This is a genomic window from Rothia sp. 27098_8_29 (assembly GCF_041432785.1).
GTDB classification, from domain to species: Bacteria; Actinomycetota; Actinomycetes; order Actinomycetales; family Micrococcaceae; genus Rothia; species Rothia mucilaginosa.
On sequence record NZ_JAPWAI010000001.1, the window covers coordinates 1063225 to 1082365 of the forward strand.

The following is a 19141-nucleotide window of genomic DNA, read 5'->3' on the forward strand; positions in this document are numbered from 1 at the left end:
TTCGACCACTTTTCTCATTGGGTTGGCGCAGATTCAACGGAGATTTCTCACCCCAGAAACCCTATGAAACCGCATCATCCCGATGGGTACGACCCGTAAGGATGATGTATGTCCTCGCTTCCGAACTCTAAGTCTTCTTTCCTCCGTGCGGCGCAGGGTTGCGGCGCACTGGTGCTGGCTGGAGCTATGGTTCTGCCGATGACTCCGGCACTCGCCCAGGATGCGGCACCTGTTGCTAATGCACCGGCGGCAAATGCTGTGACCCCCAAGCCGGTAGCTCAGGACGCCGCGGCACAGCCGACGTACTCCGCTGATTATGACGGCATTCTGTACACCGGCGAGGGTGGCACCGTGACTCTGAAGGGTACCGGTTTCACCAAGGAATGGCGTGAGCAGCACGGCACCGTTGTCTTCTACATTGCTGCTACGAAGGACCGCCCCGGTAACGCTGAGCCTTCCACGTCGATGCTCCGTTTTGAAGAGGGTAAGGACTTCACCATTGCCGATGATGGCACTTTTGAGGCGAAGCTGACCATCAAGGCTAAGGCTCTGGAGAGCTTCTACACTCCCATTGATTATTTCCCGGGTATCACCCTGGATGAGGTGCGTTACGAGACGGGTATTTTGACCGAGGCTAAGGGCCAGCCCCAGTCGAGCATTGAGGATATTTGGGCTCGCAAGAACGTTATCGCCCACCACCCGATGTACACCCGCGCCTACCATCCTGAAGTCATGGCACCTAAGTGGAAGTATGATGCCCTGAAGGACACCACGAAGGATCAGGAACTGCTGATTCAGGGTGAGGGTTTCGTTGGTGAGGAGCTGCCCGGCCGTGAGGGTGCCATGTACGTGATTCGCGAGAAGGGCACCGGCACCCCCGTCCTGGCGATGAGCGATATGAAGTCCTACTATGAAGGTCCCGATGGCGTAACCCGCCTGGAGGGAGGCACTCTTTACCGCACCATCAAGCTCCCCGCAAACACCCTGGATCCGTCTAAGCAGTACGTCATTGAGGCGTGGAGCGACTACGACTACGACCTCACCAAGAAGGACAGGCCCCTCATCACCCCGATTGTGGGTTTGGCGCCGGAGCACCGCGGTGTTCTTATGGGCCGTCAGGATCTGAAGTTTGAGGGTGTTCAGGACTTTGCGGATGCTACCGTACCTAAGGGAGAGTACAAGAGCCTGATTTCGAAGCTCACCTACCAGGAGCAGCAGCAGCGCGCTACTCGCGGCGAGTTGACTGCGGCTCTGTACGCTCAGGCTGGTAGTCCCAAGGTGAATCTGCCTAAGACTTCCCCCTGGCCGGATGTGAAGACCACCGACCCGAACTTCCCCGCCTACATTTGGGCTCGTCAGAAGGGCATCACCTTCGGCTGGTCTGATGGCAAGTTCCACGCGGAGGCAAGCATCTCGAACGCCACCGTTGCAGCGTTCACTTACCGTGCAGCGGGTTCCCCGGCTGTATCGGGCGTGTCTTCCTTTACCGATGTGAAGCCGGGTTCTGCGTTCTACCGTGAGATTCTGTGGTCCACTCAGCAGTATGTCATTAATCCGGATTTCGGCTCTTTTAATGCGACGGATCTGGTGAATCGTGGTCAATTGGAGCAGATGCTGTTCAACTTCCAGAACCGCGCCAAGTAGAACGGTGCAGGGTAGAACCGCGCTATGTAAGACGGACTAGTTCTAAGCTGAATACCCCGTGTTCCCGAATGGTTTTTCTATTCGGGAACACGGGGTTTTCTATGCCCGTTTTCTCTGCTTTTTTCTGCACCTATTTTTGGGTGCTCGCGGAATCATTGCGGCACAGAATTCAAAACTTTCAACTATTCCTTGAGATTTCTCACGACTTCTCATTAAGGGTTTGATATGCTGAGGCTACCCCCAAAACCGACGGGGATAATCAACGAATTTCTTATTGGGTCAGCGCAACTTCGACGGTGAAGAATCGGCCGGAAATCATCCTGCAGGAATTGCAAACATCCAATGGGACGTACCCTAAGGATGCTTTATGTCCTCACTTCCGAGTTCTAAGTCTTCATTCCGCCGTGCAACGCAGGGTTGTTGCGCGCTCATGTTGGCTGGCGCGATGGTTCTGCCGATGACTCCGGTGCTAGCTCAGGATACAGTACCGGTCACTAACAATTCTGTCGCTAACGCGCCGGTTGCCAATACCGCTTCCCCGGTTTCTCAGGACGTCACGGATGGCCCGTCTTTCACCATTGATTATGGGGAGGGTGCGGCTTTGTACACCGATAAGTACAACGAAATTACGGTGAGGGGCACCGGCCTCACCAAGGAATGGCGTGAGCAGCACGGCAAGGCAGTCCTTTACATTGCCGCCACAAAAGATCGTCCCGGCAACACTGAGCCTTCAACGTCGGTGCTTTTCTTTAAAGAAGGTTGGCGTTTCCCTATTGCCGATGACGGCACTTTTGAGGCCACCCTGACTATCAAATATGGCGACTTGGCTACTTTCTACGACCCCATCCGTTATGATGCCCCGAATTTCCGCTGGGAAGAGGTGCGTTATGAGATTGGCATCCTTACCGTGGGCGAGGATCAGCCGTGGCCGACCATTGAGGATATTTGGGCTCGTAAGAATGTAGCTATCCACCAGCCGATATATGCCCGTCGCCATCCTAAAATTATCGGGACCCATTGGAGGTACGATGCCCTGAAGGACACCGCGAAAGATCAGGAGGTGATGATTGAGGGTGAGGGTTTCAGCGCGAATGAACTCCCCGGCCGTGAGGGTGTCATGTACACGATTCGAGAGAAGGGCACCGGCACCCCCGTCCTGCTCATGAGCGAGATGGAGCGCTACTACGATCGTGGCAATGGCACACTTCAGCTGTGGGGAAATGCTGTTTACAAAACCATCAAAATTCCCGCGAACACTCTGGATCCGTCTAAGCAGTACGTCCTTGAAGCATGGAGCGACTATGGCTATGTCAGCCAGACGGATAAGACTCTGATTACACCGCTGGTGGGTTTAGCGCCGGAGCACCGCGGTGTCCTTATGGGCCGTCAGGACCTGAAGTTTGAAGGTCTTAAGGAATTCACGAATGTATCTTTACCCAAGCCCAAGTATAAGCACCTCTTCTCAAAGCTTAGCGATGAGGAACAGCAGCAGCGCGCTACTCGCGGTGAGCTAGCTGCGGCACTGTACCTTCAAGCTGGCGCCCCCAAGGTGAACCTCCCTGCAGTCTCCCCGTGGCCGGATGTAAAGACAGACGACCCGAACTACGCTGCGTACATTTGGGTTCGTGAGAAGGGCATCAGCTTCGGCTGGTCTGATGGTAAGTTCCATGCGGATGCAGGTATTTCACGCGCTACTGTTGCGGCGTTCACCTACCGTGCAGCAGGTTCCCCAGCTGTTTCCGGTGTTTCTTCGTTTACGGATGTGAATCCGAGTTCCGCCTTCTACCGTGAGATTTTGTGGTCTGCTCAGCATGGTGTCATTAACCCGCAGAGGGGTATTTTTGAGGCGACCACGATGGTAAATCGTGGTGAGCTGGAGCAGATGATGTTCATTTTTCAGAACCGCACTGACTATGGTGGGCTGGTTCTAGTCTGAGTCATAACCCCGTGCATCCTGAGAGTCTTCTTCTCACCGGGTGCACGGGGTTCAGCTTTTACCGGCTGATTAACCTGTGAAACGCCTCAAAACTTTCAAGCTTCCCTTGAGTGTTCTCTGACATCTACCTGAGGGTTTGATAGGGTGAAAATGTCCCCGCAACCGACGGGGCTTTCAACCACTTTTCTCATAGGGTGTGTGCAGATTCAACGGCGAATTCCCTACCCGCCGTTGAGCCCGCAGAGCCCTGCGAGAAACAACTTTAAGGATGTCTTATGTCCTCGCTTCCGAATTCTAAATATTCTTTCCTCCGCGCCGCTCAGGGTTGCAGCGCGCTGGCGTTGGCTGGTGCTATGGTTCTGCCGTTGGCCCCGGCACTGGCTCAGAATGCAGCTCCTGCCGCTGATGCCGCTGTTGCTGCCGCTACCCCGCAGGTAGCCGACCAGGACGCTGCGGCTACCCCGACCCTTGAGGTTTCCATCCCTGACGGTTACAAGTACGACGGTGTGAACCCCGTCCTCGTCACGACTGAGGGCGGTACCGTTCATGTGAAGGGTGCGGGTTACACCAAGGAGTGGCGTGCTCAGCACGGCACCGTGGCGCTGTATATTGCCCCCGCGAACTACGCGCCCTCTGGCTACGAGATTCCGACTTCGAAGATGCTGCGCTTCGTGGAGGGTCAGGACTTCACCATTGCCGATGACGGCACTTTTGAGGCTGACCTGAAGGTTGAGGCGTACAAGCTTGCTGCCTACTACTTCATCGATGATGACAACTTCGACGACCCGACCGGCGGCACCAAGTACGATGTCCTCTACGAAATTCGCGTGGTTGCTGAACAGAAGGATCAGAAGCCGCTGACCGCTCAGGAGCTGTGGACCAGCAAGAACGTGGTGAGCACCCAGGTGCTGAATACTATGGGCGAGAAGCCGGCGCCGTTCGCACCGCGCCTGGGTTACAACGCTGTGACTGACCCCGCAAAATCACAGGATCTGAACGTTGGTGGCCAGGGGTTTAACGGCGATATTCACTCCGTTAGGGGCGTTCAGCTCGTGGTTCGTGAGAAGGGCTCGAACACCCCGGTTCTGGCAACCAGCGACATTATCGAGTTTGACCACCCCACCCAGTCTTCGGCGTACCGTGATGGCAACCTGAACGGTACCGTGAATCTTCCGGCAAACACTCTGAATGCTTCGAAGAAGTACGTGATTGAGGTCTGGGCTAATGACGGTTACGGCAATAACGGCAAGCTGATCGCACCGGTCGTGGGCAGGTCCACCAAGGGCCGCGGTACCCTACTCGCATGGCAGGACCTGGACCTGAACGGCACGAACGGTTATAGGGATGCTAACCTGCCCAACGCTCAGGACCCCAATGAGGACGATAACCAGAACCCTGATCCTTCCGACGAGAAGCTGGAGACCCTCGCTACCCGCGGTGAGCTCGCAGCTGCCCTGTACATTCAGGCGGGCACCCCCGAGGTGAAGCTGCCTGAAACTTCTCCCTGGCCGGATGTGAAGACCACCGACCCGAACTTCCCCGCGTACGTGTGGGCTCGTCAGAAGGGTATTACCTTCGGCTGGTCGGACGGCAAGTTCCATGCTGATGCAGGCATTTCGAACGCTACCGTTGCGGCGTTCACCTACCGTGCGGCTGGTTCGCCTGCGGTTAAGGGCGACTCCCCGTACAGTGATGTGGCTCCCGGTTCGGCGTTCTACCGTGAGATTCTGTGGGCTCAGCAGAACAAGGTGGTGCTGAACGCTAACGGCGCTTTCGATGCTCAGTACATGGTGACTCATGGTGAGTTGGAGACTCTGATTGAGGCGTTCCAGGCTCGCGCTAAGTAAGGTCGTTTAGACCGCCCGCATCCCCTCGGGTTTTACCTTGAGGGCGCGTGCGGCGCGTCGGATAACTCTCTGGTTCCCCGTGCTCCCGAATGGTTTTCTGTTCGGGAGCACGGGGTTCAGCTTTTAACAGCTACCGCTGTGTGAGATTTCTCGAAACCTTAAAGTACTCCTTGAGTGTTTCCTGACAATCGTTCAACGCTTTGATAGGGTGAGAATATCCCCGAAACCGACGGGGCTTTCAACCACTTTTCTCATAGGGTGTGTGCGGATTCAACGGTGAGCTCCCTACCCACTGCTGAGCCCGCAGAGCCCTGCGAGAAACAACTTTAAGGATGTCTTATGTCCTCACTTCCGAACTCTAAGTCTTCATTCCTCCGCGCGGCTCGGAATTGTAGCGCACTCGCACTGGCGGGCGTGATGGTCCTGCCGCTGACCCCGGCGTTAGCCCAGGACGCAGCGCCCACCGCAAACGCGCCCGTTGCTAACGCACCGACTGCCAATACCCCCGCCCCTGCAACTCAGGATGTCGCGGATGAGCCGTCTTTCACCGTTGTCTATGAGGATTACTACTACCAGGACGGCCGTGACGTCTTCAAGCAAGAGGGCGACGGCCTGTACACCGGTGAGGACAGTAAAATTACGGTTCTGGGCACCGGCTTCACCAAGGAGTGGCGGGAGCAGCACGGCAAGGTTGTCATCTACATCGCGCCCGAGGAGAACGTCCCCTATAACGCTCTGCAGATTACCGACACTCTTCTGCGGTTTGAAGAGGGCAAGGACTTCACCATTGACGATGACGGCACCTTTGTCGCCCCTCTGAATGTTGAGGCTAATACTTTGCCGAGTTACTACACTCTCACGGAGTATTTCCCGGATATGACTCTGGACAAGGTGCGTTACGAGGTTGGCATCCTCGCCGAGCCCGAGGGCCAGCCGCAGTCGACCGTTCAGGATATCTGGGCTCGCAAGAACGTTGTGACGCATCACGGTCTGAGCACCAATGATTATCACTTCGACACCTTCGCACCTAAGTTGAAATACGACGCTTTGAAGGACACCACGAAGGATCAGGAGCTGCTGATTCAGGGTCAGGGCTTCGTAGGGACTGACATCCCCGGCGTTGAGGGTATGATGTACGTCATTCGCGAGAAGGGCACGGGTTCCCCCGTCCTGGTTATGAGCGAGATGAAGCGTTACGCCCACGGTGATGATGAATACGAGACGGGCCTGGAGGGAGGCTTCGCTTTCGTCAATCTCAAGATTCCCGCGAACACGCTGGATCCGTCCAAGCAGTACGTCATTGAGGCGTGGAGCGACTACGGTTACCCCAGCAAGACGGATAAGACTCTCATCACGCCGATGGTGGGTTTTGCCCCGGAGCACCGCGGCGTTCTTTTGGCGCACCAGGATTTGAAGTTTGAGGGTGTCCAGCGGTTCACGAATGCTTACGTACCCGTAGAGGAACGTATGTACTTTTCGACATCGCTGAACGACGAGGAACAGAAGCAGCCTGCCACCCGCGGTGAGCTGGCTTCCGCCCTTTATGAGATGAAGGGCAGCCCCAAGGTGGACCTTCCTGAAGTCTCTCCGTGGCCGGATGTGAAGACGGACAATCCGAACTACGCCGCCTACATTTGGGCTCGTGAAAAGGGCGTTACTTTCGGCGGACCTGACGGAAAGTTCCACGCGGAGGACGGTCTCACGAATGCAACCGTTGCCGCAATGATTTACCGTGCGTCTGGTTCACCGGAAGTATCGGGTGTTTCGTCCTTCCCGGATGTTACGCCGGATTCCGCGTTCTACCGTGAGATTCTGTGGGCTACCCAGCAGAATGTTATTACTCCCGAGACCGGCATGTTTGAACCGAATCATGCTGTGACCCGCATTGAATTGGACTGGATAACGTTCTATTACTGGCATCGTGTTATGCACCCTACCACTACCGGCCTGTATCGCATTGCTAACTAAGTAGACCGAGCCGGTTCTAGCCCGGGCACCTCGTCACAACGGACGGGGTGCCCGGGCTCTTACGCATTGAGGGAATCTGCGCGGATTCTTCTAGAGTTCTCTCCCCTAGAATTCTCGCCCTAGAGTTCCCATGCGGGGGCTGCGGCGGTGCTTGCCGAGTGCGCGTCCTGACCGGTTGCCACGCCGGTGGAGACGGTGAAGTCCCACGGGTCGGTGTTCAGTGCGGACAGCTTCGTTTCGATAGCGAAGCCGCGCTCAGCGAGCAGGGCGCGCAGGCGGTTTGCCGCCGACTGCAGCCAGAGGGATTCGCTAGCTGCATGGGAGCAATCAATCAGGGCGATGTTGCTACCGTCAACTCGTGCGGTTTCGCGGAATTCGCTGGCGGGGTGGTGGCGCAGGTCGGCTGTAATGTACACCTGCGCGTCAGTGGCGCGCACAGCGTCGAAGAGGGAGTCACCGGCACCACCGCAGAGGGCGACGCGGCGGATCGGCTGGTCGGCACGTCCGGCGATGCGCAGGCCACCGGCGGTTGCGGGCAGTGCCGCTGCGAGGCGTTCTGCAAGCTCCTTGAGGGTGATTTCTTCGGGCAGGGTGCCGAGGCGGCCGGTGCCTACCGCGTGTTCCTGCTCGTCAAGTACCTGGGTTTGCGCTTCGGTGAGCGGTTCGCGGTCAATCAGACCGATAGCGTCACAGAGTGCTTCGTTCACACCTTCGACGGCGGCATCGGCGTTGGTGTGCGCGCCGAGCAGGCCGCATCCGCCTTCGATGAGGGTGTGCAGAACGTTGCCTTTGTAGTCGCTGTCGGGGATGAACTTTGCGCCGCGTAGCAGCAGCGGGTGGTGGGTGATGAGCAGCTGCGCGCCTTCGGCTACAGCTTCTTCAGCGGTGGCGGTGAGGGCGTCTACTGCGAAGAGGACGGTGCTCACTTTAGCGGCGCCACGTCCGGCGACGAGGCCGGATGCGTCCCATCCGGCGGCGAGCTGCGGCGGGAAGAGCGTGTGGAAGGCGTCGACGACTTCTGCGAGGGTGGGGGTTTCTAGTTTTTCAGTCATACCTCTATTGTGGCAGGTGGCGCGGCGGCAGCTCAGGAATATTATGCGGCTCGGCGGTGTTCTTCAGGTAGTGTGGTTTTATAGTTCAAGGAGGAATCATGACTGATGTTGTTCTTGCCGGCGGCTGTTTCTGGTGCCTGGATGCGGTGTACCGCCAGTTCCGCGGGGTTGAGGAGAGCGTCTGCGGCTACACGGGCGGCGATACTCCCGACCCCGATTATCGTTCGGTGTGTTCGGGTGCGACCGGGCATCAGGAGGCGCTGAAGCTCAGCTTTGACCCGCAGGTGATTGACCTGGATACGGTGCTGGATATTTTCTTCACGAGCCACGATCCGACCAGCTGGGATCGTCAGGGTGCGGATACCGGTTCACAGTACCGTTCGGTGCTTTTCTACGCGGATGAGCAGCAGCGTGAGGCATTTGAGCGTGCGGTGGCGCGTGCTCAGCAGCTGTACCCCTCCCCCATTGTTACGGAGATTAAGCCCCTGGGCGTGTTCTATGAGGCTGAGAAGTATCACCAGAATTATTACGCGTTGAATCCGGCGCAGGGTTATTGTGCGTTTGTGGTGAGCCCGAAGGTGGCTCAGGCGCGCCGTAATTTTGCGCATCTGCTCCGTTAACTACTCTGCTAGCCGGTGGGCCCGGTTCAGCCGAGGCGTATTACGTTGTTCACCCCGTAGCTGTCTTTTGTTGTGTGGCAGCTATGGGGTGTCTTCATATGCGCCTGACTATTTGTTATTCGCCGGTGCTTTACGGTTGCTATAAGGTGCGCCCGGTATGATGGGGGTGTCGACTCACTCCCCACATCCGTTGACCTCACCGAAAGACTGCTGATGACTAGCCCCTCTTCTAAGCCCGTCGCCTTGAGCCGCCGCGCCGTGTTGGGTGCGGGCGGTGTTGGTCTTGCCGCTGTGTTGTCTGCGTGTGCGCGTACGGTGCATCCGCCGGTTGATGCTGCCACCTCTGAGTCAGCGAGCGCGAGCCCCTCTGCTTCGTCGACGTTGCCGTCTGCGAATAAGTCGTATCAGGGTAAGGTCACGTTCGATAACTTTGAGAAGAACGGCGAGTATGTGCCTGCCACGGCTGAGAAGAAGGCGCAGAATGTGCCCAAACCGATTATGCCGGAGAAGGTGCAGGAGCTGAGCATTGACGGTATTTATGCGCTGATTGGCTATTGGATTTCTAGCTTTAATTATTTGGCGTTGACGGGTGATATTGAGCCGTTGAAGAAGACGGATCCGAGTAGCGAATACTATAAGGAGCTTGAGCCGATGGTTAAGCTCTATGAGACGGGTCGCGGCTGGATTTACGATACGAGTGAGCCGATGTCTGTGTACCTGTTGACGGATACTCCCACGCAGGTTGAGGGCGACCGTATTCGTTATTTCTGGCGTGCTCGTTCCCTGGTTGATCAGAATGCGAAGAGGCATCTGACGGAGGGTGATAACCGCGATAAGTCGCTGGCTAGGGCAGAAGATTCTCAGGGTCAGGCGATGAGGATTGTTGTGGAGTATAAGGAGGGTGCTTGGTTTATGAGTACCCAGAAGGATAAGGATGCTGGTAAGAGCTCGGGTTCTGCGAGCACTTCGGCTTCCTAGTGCGCTAATTGCAGCTTTTTAGACCTTTCTTCGCAAAAGGATACAAGTAGTAACATTTGATATCTATATGCGTGTTTACGGTATGATATGGGTGTCAACTCACTCTATTTCCTTTGTTGACTTCTTTTGAAAGGCTGATAATGACGAGCCCTTCCCCCATATCTACCCGTGTGAGCCGCCGCGTGGCGCTGGGTGCGACCGCCGCTGGTGCACTTGCCGCGTTGACCGCTTGTGCTAGCGATATTCGCCCACTGGCTGATGGCTCGGCGTCTAACTCTACTTCCGGTTCTGCTAGTGCATCCGCGAGCGCTTCAGCTAGTGCCTCAGCTAGCGCTTCGCCTTCTGCTTCTTCCGGCAAGCATTATAAGGGCCTCGTGAAGTTTGATAACTTCGAGAAGAACGGCGAGTACGTTCCGGCGACCGCCACTCATAAGGCGCAGAACGTGCCCAAGCCCCTCGTTCCGGCGAACATGAACGAGCAGAACGTTGACGGTATTTACGCGTTCGTTGGTTATTGGTTGGCGAGTTCCAACTATCTGCTAATGACCGGCGATTCTGAGCCGCTGCAGAAGGTCGAATCTGCGGATGCACTGGAGAATTACCGGAATTTGACGATTGCCTATGAAAATAATGCGGGCTGGCTCTACGGTGCGGATACTCCTATTACTCTTGAGTTGCTTTCTGATTCACCGCAGAAAATTTCCGGTAGCCGAATTCGCTATGACTGGTTGGGATACATGAGTTACAGCGCAGACATGAAGATTCACGCTGAAGGTCAGGGCCCTGATGAACCCTTTATGGAGGATAGCTCGCGGGAACTGACGAAGGTTGGTGTGGAGTACAAGGACGGTAAGTGGATTATGCTCACCGGCGATGAGAGCTCTTCTTCGGCGGCTTCCGATTCTTCTTCGAGTTCTTCTTCTGTCTAAGCACCTATCCTATGGGTAAGGTCTAACGGCTTAAGATAGGCTTCTCTCCCCCCCCCCCCCCGGTAATGCACCGTGGGCGGGGGTTTCTTTATGCCGGAACTCGGTGATGCTTTGCTGCGGCATTTAGATTGCTTTGCAGCGGTATTAGGTTGCTTTGTCATCGGCACTCGATGACGGCTACTGCCGGGTATCTGTGTGCTTACCGGTATGATGAGGTTGTCAACTCACTCAATTTCCTTTGTTGACTTCCTTTGAAAGGCTGATAATGACGAGCCATTCCCCCACCTCTGTTGGCATGTCCCGCCGCGTGGTGCTGGGTGCAACCGGCGCCGGTATGCTGGCTGCATTGACCGCGTGCGCTAGCGATATCCGTCCGCTGGCTGATAGTTCCCCCTCCGGTGAGGCCTCGGCGAGTGCGTCCGAAAGCGCATCCGCGAGCGCTTCGGCATCGGCTTCGTCTTCCTCTTCTGACAAGTCCTATAAGGGCCTTGTGAAGTTCGATAACTTCGAGAAGAACGGCGAATACGTTCCTGCTACGGCTGAGAAGAAGGCACAGAATGTGCCCAAACCTCTCGTTCCGGCGAACATGAACGAGCAGAACATTGATGGCATGTATGCGTTCATTGGCTACTGGCTGGCGAGCTTCAACTATGTGCTGATGACCGGTGATGCTGAGCCGATGAAGAAGGCTGACCCTGCAGATGTGTATGCGAAGAGCCTGCAGGAATTTACGTTGATGTACGAGAGTGATCTGGGCTGGATGTACGGTACGGACACCCCGGTTACTATGGAGTTGATTAGTAGTGCACCGCAGAAGCCTTCCGGTAGCGGCACCCGTTACTACTGGCCGGGCTACATGAACTACAGCGCAGATGCGAAGATTCATCGTAAGGGTAAGTCTGACCTACCTTTTAAGACGTCTTCTAGCCCGAATGGCAAGCTGATGAAGGCTGCTGTGGAGTACAAGGACGGTAAGTGGTTTATGCTTACCGGCAATGAGGGCTCTTCTTCGGCGGCTTCCGGTTCTTCTTCTAACTCTTCTTCTGTCTAGACCCCACCATAACGGTTCAGGCCTAACGGTTTAAGATAGGCTTCTCCCCCGCCTGCGGTCATGCACCGTGGGTGGGGGTTTCTTTTGCCAAAAACCCAGGGAACACTCAGGGGGAAACCCTGCGGGTGTTCGGGGTCGGCTGAGAGTGCCTCGGGTACGCTTAACGTATATACATTGACGTACTACATATGGTCTTTACCTGCAGGTTTGAGCCTCGTGCTGACGGCTTTGTGGGTGAAGGATCCGACGAAGGACTTCCGATGACTACTTTCTTCACTCGACGTACCGCTCTGGGTGTTGCTGTTGCGGGTGCACTTTCTGCGTTGACTGCGTGCGCTAGCGATATTCGCCCGCTGGCTGGCAGCACCGGCTCAGCTTCTCCGTCGGAGGCGGCGACCACCTCCGAATCTGCGTCTGCATCGGCGTCTGCTGGCGCATCGGCGTCTCCTTCTGCTTCGGCGCCTGCGAGTGCTTCTGTAGCCTCGGGTCTTCCGTCTTCGGGTAAGTCCTATAAGGGTCCAATGAAGTTTGATAGCTATGAGAAGACCGGTGAGTACGTTCCGGCAAGCGCTACGCAGATGGCTCAGAATATGCCGAAGCCTGTTCCTCCGGCGAATATGAAGGAGCACAGCGTTGATGGTGCGTATGCTTTCTTGAGTTTCTGGCTGGCGAGCTTGAATTACCTCATGATGACGGGTAACCCTGGTCCGATTGAGATCGTTTACCATGATGGTTACGGCTGGGAGAAGTATCCCAGCACGATTAAGCTGTATGCGTCGGGTTTGGGTTGGGTGTACGGTACGGAAACTCCGTATATTGTTGAGCTGCTGACGGATGCGCCCCGTGAGGTGCCGGGTAGCAATAATACTCGCTTTATTTGGGAGGGCTATTCCTATATGGATCCCAAGATGATGCGGCATTACAATGGTCAGCCGGAGAAGGCGACGAGTGCTGATGAGTCGAAGAAGAAGGTGGCGAGGTTCCGACTGGATTACAAGGACGGCAAGTGGGAGTTGTCTAGCGCCGCATAGTTGCCGTATTGCTGAAGGTTCCCTCGCATGCTGACTTCTCATGATGGAAGACCCCGCACCTGGTAAAACGCTGGGTGTGGGGTCTTAATTTTCTGAACATTCGAAGTGGTCACGGGGCTATTTGGTGGCTCTCGGGTAACCTTAAAGGCGTATACATTGACGTACTGATAGGTCTTTACAGGGCGTCTACGCCTGCTCTGGCGCACGGTGTTTTTATCTGTTCTGTATTGGTTCCAACGAAGGGCTTCCGATGACTACCTTCTTCACTCGACGTACTCTCCTGGGCGTGGGTGCGACCGGTATTCTTGCAGCGCTGACTGCGTGCGCTACTGATATTCGTCCGCTGTCGCAGGGCTCGGGTGGTTCCTCTGGTTCAGCTTCTAATGCTGCTTCTGGCGCTACTTCTGGCGCGGCTTCCTCTTCTGTGAGCGCCTCGGCGTCACCTTCTCCTACCGATGATCACACGCCCGGCTCATACGTGGGTCCGATTAAGTTCAATAACTACGAGCGGAGCGGCACCTACATTCCGGCGAGTGCGGAGGCGCCGGCGCAGAACGTGCCGAAGCCTCTTATCCCGGAGAAGATGAAGGAGAACAGCCCCGAGGGTGCTTACGCTCTGATGGGTTATTGGCTTGCTTCCCAGAATTATCTGATTCTGACCGGCGATGTTGAGCCGCTGATGAAGGCGGATCCTGCGAAGGCTTTTTTGAGGAACTCTAGGACCATGATTAAGCTCTACGAGTCGGGTCTGGGTTGGATTTACGGTTCGGATCAGCCGTACAAGATTGAGATTGCGGAGAATGAGCTTCAGCCGGTTGCTAATAAGCAGGACCGTTATGAATGGCTTGTGACTGTTGCTTATGATCCTGCCGCTAAGTACCACATTGAGGGTGAGCCTGATGCGACTATCGTTGAGGAGGAAAAGACGATTCCTCGCACGACGAAGTTCATCATGGAGTACAAAGAGGGCATGTGGCGCATGCTCTTGGACAATAACAGTTAAATTCCGCTCCTTCTGATACTCACTACTTAAGGATTTCTGATGACGACTTTCCTTTCTCGGCGTGCAGTCCTACTAGCTGCCGGTGCGGGCGCTATTACGATGCTGAGCGCCTGCTCCAGCGATATTCGTCCGTTGGCTGATAGCTCCCCGTCTGCTTCTGGAGAGGCTTCCTCTTCAGCAAGTTCTAGCGCCTCTGCTAGCCCCTCCGCTTCTGCTAGCTCATCCTCTGCGGATGGTTCTTCTGAGAAGTCTTATCTGGGGCCGGTAAAGTTCGATAACTATGAGAAGAAGGGTGAGTACGTCCCCGCGGATGAGACGCACAAGGCGCAGAATGTGCCCAAGCCCCTCCCTCCGGCGAATATGCATGAGAAAACCATTGATGGCGCATACTCTGCCTTTAGTTTTTGGCTTGCCAGCGTCAACTATCTGGTGCTCACCGGTGACGATGAGCCGTTGAAGCAGGCTGACCCCTCCGGCAGGGATGTGAAGTCTTTCCATGATTATGTGACTTTTTATGAGTCCAATGAGGGGTGGTTTTACGGTTCGGAGCATGCGCTTCAGGCTGAGATTATGACCCCGCAACCTGAGAAGGTATCGGGTAGCGACTCCCTCTACTACTGGCGTATCACGCTGTCCAAAGATTCTAAGGCGATGATGCATGTTGAGGGTAAGGGAAACAGGCCTATGTACCAGAACACTTCCATGGAGCCTGAGCTTTCCGACCTGAAATTGTCGTATCAGGACGGCAAGTGGTTCACTTACCCCACCAAGGTACATGGACAAGGCTCTGCGAGCCCGAGCACCAAAGCATCCGATGAGGCTAACGCTAAGAATGCCTAGAGCATCTTTGCTGAGTCCGTCTTAGGGGCGGGGATTCACCTCGCTTACAGGCGCATAAGATTTAGGGCTTAGGCCCATGACCCTACGCACTACTTAAGGATTTTTCATGGCAACTTTTCTTTCTCGACGTGCCGCACTAGCGGCTGCTACCGGTGCCGGTGCGGCTGTAGCGCTGACTGCCTGCGCTAGCGATATCCGCCCGCTGGCTGATAGCTCTTCTTCTCCTTCCGGTGAGGCTTCACCTTCGGCAAGTGCTTCTGAATCTGCGAGCGCATCCGCTTCAGCGTCTGCCGCTGATTCCGGCAAGAAGTCGTATAAGGGCACGGTGAAGCTCGACAAGTACGAGAAGAACGGCGAGTACGTTCCTGCCACGGCTGAAAAGAAGGCACAGAACGTGCCGAAGCCTGTTGTTCCGGAGAAGATGAACGAGGCAACCGTTGAAGGCATGTACCAGTTCCTCAGCTACTGGCTGGCGAGCTTCAATTACATGTTTATGACGGGCGATTACGAGCCGCTCAAGAAGGCTGACCCGTACTCCCACTATGCGAACGAGGGCAGCAATGCTGTTATCATCTACTCTTCCGGCAGGGGCTGGGTATACGACACGGATGCGCCGGTTACCGTTCAGCTTCTGACCGACGCCCCGAAGAAGGTCGCGGGCGGACCCAACCGCTACGATTGGCTCGGACGCATCATCTATGACCCCAACGCGAAGATCCACATTGAGGGTCAGGACCCCGCTCCCCTAGTCGATGGATCCACTAAGAGCGAGGCAACCAACTTCGCGGCGGACTACAAGGACGGCGCGTGGTACATGCTCAGTGATGAGGATGCTGATGCATCCTCTTCCGAGAAGAGCAGCGCTAGCGCCTAAAACCCGCCTCTAAGCGGCTGGTTCTAAAAGTGAGGGAAGCTCCCGTATGCAGTTGAGATTGCATGCGGGGGCTTCCTCTTTACCTACGTGCGGTGGCGATGTTCCCTTATGCGTTCATGAGCGGACTTTGAACATGCGTCAGTTCCTTCGGGTACGCTTAAAAATACACTGACAAACCGTTTAGGGGTTCTCATGCCTACTTTCGTTACTCGCCGCACCGCCCTGGGCGTTGCTACCGCTGCCGCGCTCGCTTCCCTGACTGCCTGCGCAAGTGATATTCGCCCGCTGGAGGACCCGAGCATAGTTGACCCGATGCGCCCCTACAAGGGCGAGTTGAAGTTCAATAGCTACAAGTCCACCGGAACCTACCGCCCCGCAAGCACCACGAAGAAGGCGGAGAACCCGCCCATGCCCGTTCCTCCTGAGAACATAAAGTCGAAGACGATCTCGGGCATGTATGCGGCGCTGGGCTACTGGCTCGCAGCCCTGAACTATCTGACGGTTACCGGCGACGCTGCCCCGTTCAAGGACGTGGACCTAGACGGTATCTACGTACAGAAGATGAAGATATACGTAGACTTGTACGCGAAGGATGAGGGGTGGATGTACGGCACCGATACGCCGCTCTTGGCTGAGCTGATCGATGAGACTCCACAGAAGGTTGACGATGAGCAGTACCGTTGGAAGGGTATTGGCCGTAACCATAAGGCCGCCGTTCTCCATTACGTACCGGAGGACAGGGATATTCACATTGCAGATACGAGCGGCAGCTCTGCTAATGATGAGGTCACTTTTGTGTTGAATTATCGGAACAATACGTGGATGGTCACCATTGAGACGAAAAGCTCTTCGACAGCTACCCCCGACTCCTCGGGCGGAAGCAATTCTGGCCTCAACGTTTAGGATGCAGTGGCATAGACACCGACACCACGTACACCTAACAAACAGCACTTTTCGTTAGCTAACGCAGTTTTTGTAGCATTTTCCCAGGTTTGATCCCCAAGAAATCATAAACATATCCAAATACACTAAGGTACTCTGAAATAGATACACCGATAATCTATTGAAGGGTACCTTATGTCTACCTTCGTGACCCGACGCGCCGCCCTTGGCATCGCCGCCACCGCCGCGCTCGCCTCCTTGACCGCCTGCGCAAGCGATATTCGCCCGCTCAGCAACCAGAGCACGCCCGATACACAGCGCTCCTACAAGGGCGACTTGAAGTTCAACGGCTACGAATCACGCGGCACCTACATTCCCGCAACCAGCTCGAAAAAGGCGGAGAATCCACCCAAGCCTGCCCCTCCTGCAGAGATGAAAGCCAAAACGACGGAGGGCATGTACGCTGCCATAAACTACTGGTTGGCTTCTTTCAATTACCTTATGATTACCGGCGACATTGAGCCGTTTAAGGCTGTGGATATAAACCGAAATGATATCTACAAGGCCGAACCTTTCGTCGAATTTTATGAGAAGAACACTGGCTGGGTGTACGGTACTGATGCGCCGTTCTCAGCAGAGCTGACCGAGGACGCTCCGCAGAAGGTTGACGAACAACAGTACCGCTGGCTGGGTGTTGGCCGGTATAACAAGGAAGCAAAGATTCACTACACAGATGGCAGGGAACTCACCATGGCCTCATTGAGTAGCGGCCCCGGTGATTATGAGTTCTTCTTTATCTTGGAGTATCAGGATGGTGCCTGGACGGTTCGGAATGAACCAGCCAAACTTACAACGAGCTCACCCAGCTCAAGCGCGAGCAGCTCCGGCACCTCCATTTAGAACCCCGGTCATATCGTAGTCGTGCGAAAATCTCTGTGCCCCGTGTTTTTCGTCATCTACCGCCGCTTTTACGGCATTGAAGGCGCACACAACATTGGGCTGGCCGCTCCCCTGCGATATTCTGGAATTAGTTCAATACCGGCACATACTTTATTCACCTCAGAAAGAGCCCCATGTCTACCATGTATACCCGCCGCACCGCCCTGACCGCACTGGGCCTGGGCACCGCTGCACTTCTTGCCGCATGTTCCTCAAAGTCCTCCGAATCTTCAGCAACCGCGAGCGCATCCGCACCCGAGTCTTCGGCATCCGCGAGCGCTACCGCATCCGTCTCCCCCACCGCGGAGGCAACCACCACCATTGAACCCGGCCCCAGCATGAAGGGTGAGGTCGTTCTTGCCGACTACTCCTCCACCGGCACTTTTGAGCCCGGCACCAAGGAGCACAAGGCAGTGAACGTCGCGATTCCCGTGGAGCCGGCGAAGCTGCGTGAGAACAGTGTTGAGGGTCTGCACGCGTTCATTGCGTACTGGCAGGCTACCCTGAACTACCTGCTGCTGACCGGTGACGGTGCACGCTTCACGAACATTGACCACACCGGCGATTACTCGACTGTGGCTGAGTTCTTCCAGAGCATGTACGCTTCGGAGACCGGCTGGGTTATTGGTTCGGAGCGTCCGATGGTTCTGTCGTTGACTGCTGACCGCCCGACCAAGGATACCCGCACCGGCTACTACACTTGGGCAACCGATATGGTGATTGATGGTGCTGAGGGTGCTGGCGTGTACAGCAAGACCAATGATCGTGTGCAGCCTCTGACTGAGGTGTTCAAGTACCCCGGTAAGCCGGTGGCTGGTCAGATTGTGGCGCATTACCAGGACGGCACTTGGCGTATGGTGCGTCGCGCTCCGGGTACTGCTTCTGCTTCGCCGGTTCCGTCGCTGAGCCCGAGCGCTTCGGCTGAGGGTTCTGCCTCTGCGGAGGCTACCACTGCTTCTGCTGAGGCATCGGCACAGTAGATTCAGATCCCCTTTATACCGCTGAGAAGCCACATGTGTTTCGAGAAGCCACCATTATGGTTGCTTTTCGAAACACATGTGGCTTTTCGCTTTTATTCTTTCTTGAATAAAGACAGATATAAACAAAAAAGCCTTGATTCCGAAAAATCAAGGCTTTTTCCTAGTGTGACCCCAACCGGATGGGTACGGTGATGAGGGCGCATAATGCCGAGCGCGCGAGGGATTTCATTATGCGTCCGAATGCCACGCCGTAAGAAGTGGCGGGGCATGATGCCGAGCGTGCGAGGAAATCCATCATGCCCCGGAGTGCCGCGACGTAAGGAGCGGCGCCGTGAGAGGCTCACGGCGGCACCATAGAATCTGGGCTCAGTTTTGCCCGATAAACAAATAAACCCTCAGCCAGAAGACTGAGGGTTTATTTCCTAGTGTGACCCCAACCGGATTTGAACCGGTGTTGCCGCCGTGAGAGGGCGGAGTACTAGGCCGCTATACGATGGGGCCATGAGATTTACATCTCTTTTACCAGGTCTCCCTGGCAACACATATAACTATACAGAGGTTCCCAGA

Annotated in this window: 16 protein-coding genes and 1 tRNA gene; 15 read left to right on the forward strand and 2 right to left on the reverse strand. The window is 55.6% G+C overall.

Features of this window, described 5'->3' with window-relative positions:
* The first annotated feature begins 108 nt into the window (after positions 1-108).
* The 4 genes from O3649_RS04105 (at position 109) to O3649_RS04120 (ending at position 7395) form a co-directional block, all read left to right on the forward strand.
* The gene (locus tag O3649_RS04105; protein WP_070629581.1) at positions 109-1644 is read left to right on the forward strand and encodes an S-layer homology domain-containing protein; all 1536 of its coding nucleotides are present in this window, start codon (positions 109-111) and stop codon (positions 1642-1644) included.
* 367 nt (positions 1645-2011) lie between these two features.
* Positions 2012-3580 (forward strand): S-layer homology domain-containing protein, encoded by a 1569-nt coding sequence (locus O3649_RS04110; RefSeq protein ID WP_070629580.1) that lies wholly within the window; start codon positions 2012-2014, stop codon positions 3578-3580.
* Between the two features lie 275 nt (positions 3581-3855).
* Positions 3856-5427 (forward strand): gluconolactonase, encoded by a 1572-nt coding sequence (locus O3649_RS04115; protein WP_371572898.1) that lies wholly within the window; start codon positions 3856-3858, stop codon positions 5425-5427.
* A 339-nt stretch (positions 5428-5766) separates the two neighbouring features.
* Positions 5767-7395, forward strand: coding sequence for an S-layer homology domain-containing protein (locus tag O3649_RS04120; RefSeq protein WP_070629578.1), 1629 nt, complete (start codon positions 5767-5769; stop codon positions 7393-7395).
* A 119-nt stretch (positions 7396-7514) separates the two neighbouring features.
* Here the strand turns inward: O3649_RS04120 and O3649_RS04125 are convergent, their stop codons facing one another.
* Positions 7515-8447: a Nif3-like dinuclear metal center hexameric protein gene (locus O3649_RS04125; protein ID WP_070649511.1), complete on the reverse strand. Its 933-nt coding sequence runs from the start codon at positions 8445-8447 to the stop codon at positions 7515-7517.
* A 98-nt stretch (positions 8448-8545) separates the two neighbouring features.
* Between O3649_RS04125 and msrA the strand changes: the two genes are divergently transcribed.
* The 11 genes from msrA (at position 8546) to O3649_RS04180 (ending at position 18574) form a co-directional block, all read left to right on the forward strand.
* Complete coding sequence (gene msrA, locus O3649_RS04130; RefSeq protein ID WP_371572900.1) at positions 8546-9067, forward strand: peptide-methionine (S)-S-oxide reductase MsrA; 522 nt, start codon at positions 8546-8548, stop codon at positions 9065-9067.
* A 213-nt stretch (positions 9068-9280) separates the two neighbouring features.
* Positions 9281-10045 carry a DUF6318 family protein gene (locus O3649_RS04135; protein WP_070616697.1) on the forward strand — a complete coding sequence of 255 codons (765 nt, stop codon included), beginning with the start codon at positions 9281-9283 and terminating at the stop codon, positions 10043-10045.
* A gap of 140 nt (positions 10046-10185) precedes the next feature.
* Positions 10186-10974, forward strand: a complete 789-nt coding sequence (locus O3649_RS04140) for a DUF6318 family protein (RefSeq protein WP_371572903.1) — start codon at positions 10186-10188, stop codon at positions 10972-10974.
* A 265-nt stretch (positions 10975-11239) separates the two neighbouring features.
* Positions 11240-12025, forward strand: a complete 786-nt coding sequence (locus tag O3649_RS04145) for a DUF6318 family protein (protein WP_070819719.1) — start codon at positions 11240-11242, stop codon at positions 12023-12025.
* A 260-nt stretch (positions 12026-12285) separates the two neighbouring features.
* Positions 12286-13056 carry a DUF6318 family protein gene (locus tag O3649_RS04150; RefSeq protein WP_070688196.1) on the forward strand — a complete coding sequence of 257 codons (771 nt, stop codon included), beginning with the start codon at positions 12286-12288 and terminating at the stop codon, positions 13054-13056.
* Positions 13057-13306: 250 nt separating this feature from the next.
* Positions 13307-14059 (forward strand): DUF6318 family protein, encoded by a 753-nt coding sequence (locus O3649_RS04155; protein ID WP_070616693.1) that lies wholly within the window; start codon positions 13307-13309, stop codon positions 14057-14059.
* 39 nt (positions 14060-14098) lie between these two features.
* Entirely contained in the window at positions 14099-14899 is an 801-nt protein-coding gene (locus O3649_RS04160) for a DUF6318 family protein (protein ID WP_200963120.1), read from the forward strand.
* A gap of 106 nt (positions 14900-15005) precedes the next feature.
* Positions 15006-15773, forward strand: coding sequence for a DUF6318 family protein (locus O3649_RS04165; RefSeq protein WP_005507528.1), 768 nt, complete (start codon positions 15006-15008; stop codon positions 15771-15773).
* A gap of 192 nt (positions 15774-15965) precedes the next feature.
* Positions 15966-16676, forward strand: a complete 711-nt coding sequence (locus O3649_RS04170) for a DUF6318 family protein (RefSeq protein WP_070629572.1) — start codon at positions 15966-15968, stop codon at positions 16674-16676.
* Positions 16677-16850: 174 nt separating this feature from the next.
* A complete protein-coding gene (locus O3649_RS04175; protein ID WP_070629571.1) occupies positions 16851-17555 on the forward strand; it encodes a DUF6318 family protein in 705 nt (234 codons plus the stop codon).
* Positions 17556-17728: 173 nt separating this feature from the next.
* Positions 17729-18574, forward strand: coding sequence for a DUF6318 family protein (locus O3649_RS04180; protein ID WP_070629570.1), 846 nt, complete (start codon positions 17729-17731; stop codon positions 18572-18574).
* Between the two features lie 428 nt (positions 18575-19002).
* Here the strand turns inward: O3649_RS04180 and O3649_RS04185 are convergent.
* Positions 19003-19075 (reverse strand) — tRNA-Glu (locus O3649_RS04185).
* Positions 19076-19141: the final 66 nt, after the last annotated feature.

What these genes read in the sequence shown, in the direction of transcription:
- O3649_RS04120 (WP_070629578.1), top strand. Translation starts at nt 5,767, where the DNA reads ATGTCCTCACTTCCGAACTCTAAGTCTTCATTCCTCCGCGCGGCTCGG.
- O3649_RS04150 (WP_070688196.1), top strand. Translation starts at nt 12,286, where the DNA reads ATGACTACTTTCTTCACTCGACGTACCGCTCTGGGTGTTGCTGTTGCG.
- O3649_RS04160 (WP_200963120.1), top strand. Translation starts at nt 14,099, where the DNA reads ATGACGACTTTCCTTTCTCGGCGTGCAGTCCTACTAGCTGCCGGTGCG.
- O3649_RS04105 (WP_070629581.1), top strand. Translation starts at nt 109, where the DNA reads ATGTCCTCGCTTCCGAACTCTAAGTCTTCTTTCCTCCGTGCGGCGCAG.
- O3649_RS04125 (WP_070649511.1), bottom strand. Translation starts at nt 8,447, where the DNA reads ATGACTGAAAAACTAGAAACCCCCACCCTCGCAGAAGTCGTCGACGCC.
- O3649_RS04140 (WP_371572903.1), top strand. Translation starts at nt 10,186, where the DNA reads ATGACGAGCCCTTCCCCCATATCTACCCGTGTGAGCCGCCGCGTGGCG.
- O3649_RS04155 (WP_070616693.1), top strand. Translation starts at nt 13,307, where the DNA reads ATGACTACCTTCTTCACTCGACGTACTCTCCTGGGCGTGGGTGCGACC.
- msrA (WP_371572900.1), top strand. Translation starts at nt 8,546, where the DNA reads ATGACTGATGTTGTTCTTGCCGGCGGCTGTTTCTGGTGCCTGGATGCG.
- O3649_RS04110 (WP_070629580.1), top strand. Translation starts at nt 2,012, where the DNA reads ATGTCCTCACTTCCGAGTTCTAAGTCTTCATTCCGCCGTGCAACGCAG.
- O3649_RS04135 (WP_070616697.1), top strand. Translation starts at nt 9,281, where the DNA reads ATGACTAGCCCCTCTTCTAAGCCCGTCGCCTTGAGCCGCCGCGCCGTG.
- O3649_RS04175 (WP_070629571.1), top strand. Translation starts at nt 16,851, where the DNA reads ATGTCTACCTTCGTGACCCGACGCGCCGCCCTTGGCATCGCCGCCACC.
- O3649_RS04165 (WP_005507528.1), top strand. Translation starts at nt 15,006, where the DNA reads ATGGCAACTTTTCTTTCTCGACGTGCCGCACTAGCGGCTGCTACCGGT.
- O3649_RS04180 (WP_070629570.1), top strand. Translation starts at nt 17,729, where the DNA reads ATGTCTACCATGTATACCCGCCGCACCGCCCTGACCGCACTGGGCCTG.
- O3649_RS04145 (WP_070819719.1), top strand. Translation starts at nt 11,240, where the DNA reads ATGACGAGCCATTCCCCCACCTCTGTTGGCATGTCCCGCCGCGTGGTG.
- O3649_RS04170 (WP_070629572.1), top strand. Translation starts at nt 15,966, where the DNA reads ATGCCTACTTTCGTTACTCGCCGCACCGCCCTGGGCGTTGCTACCGCT.
- O3649_RS04115 (WP_371572898.1), top strand. Translation starts at nt 3,856, where the DNA reads ATGTCCTCGCTTCCGAATTCTAAATATTCTTTCCTCCGCGCCGCTCAG.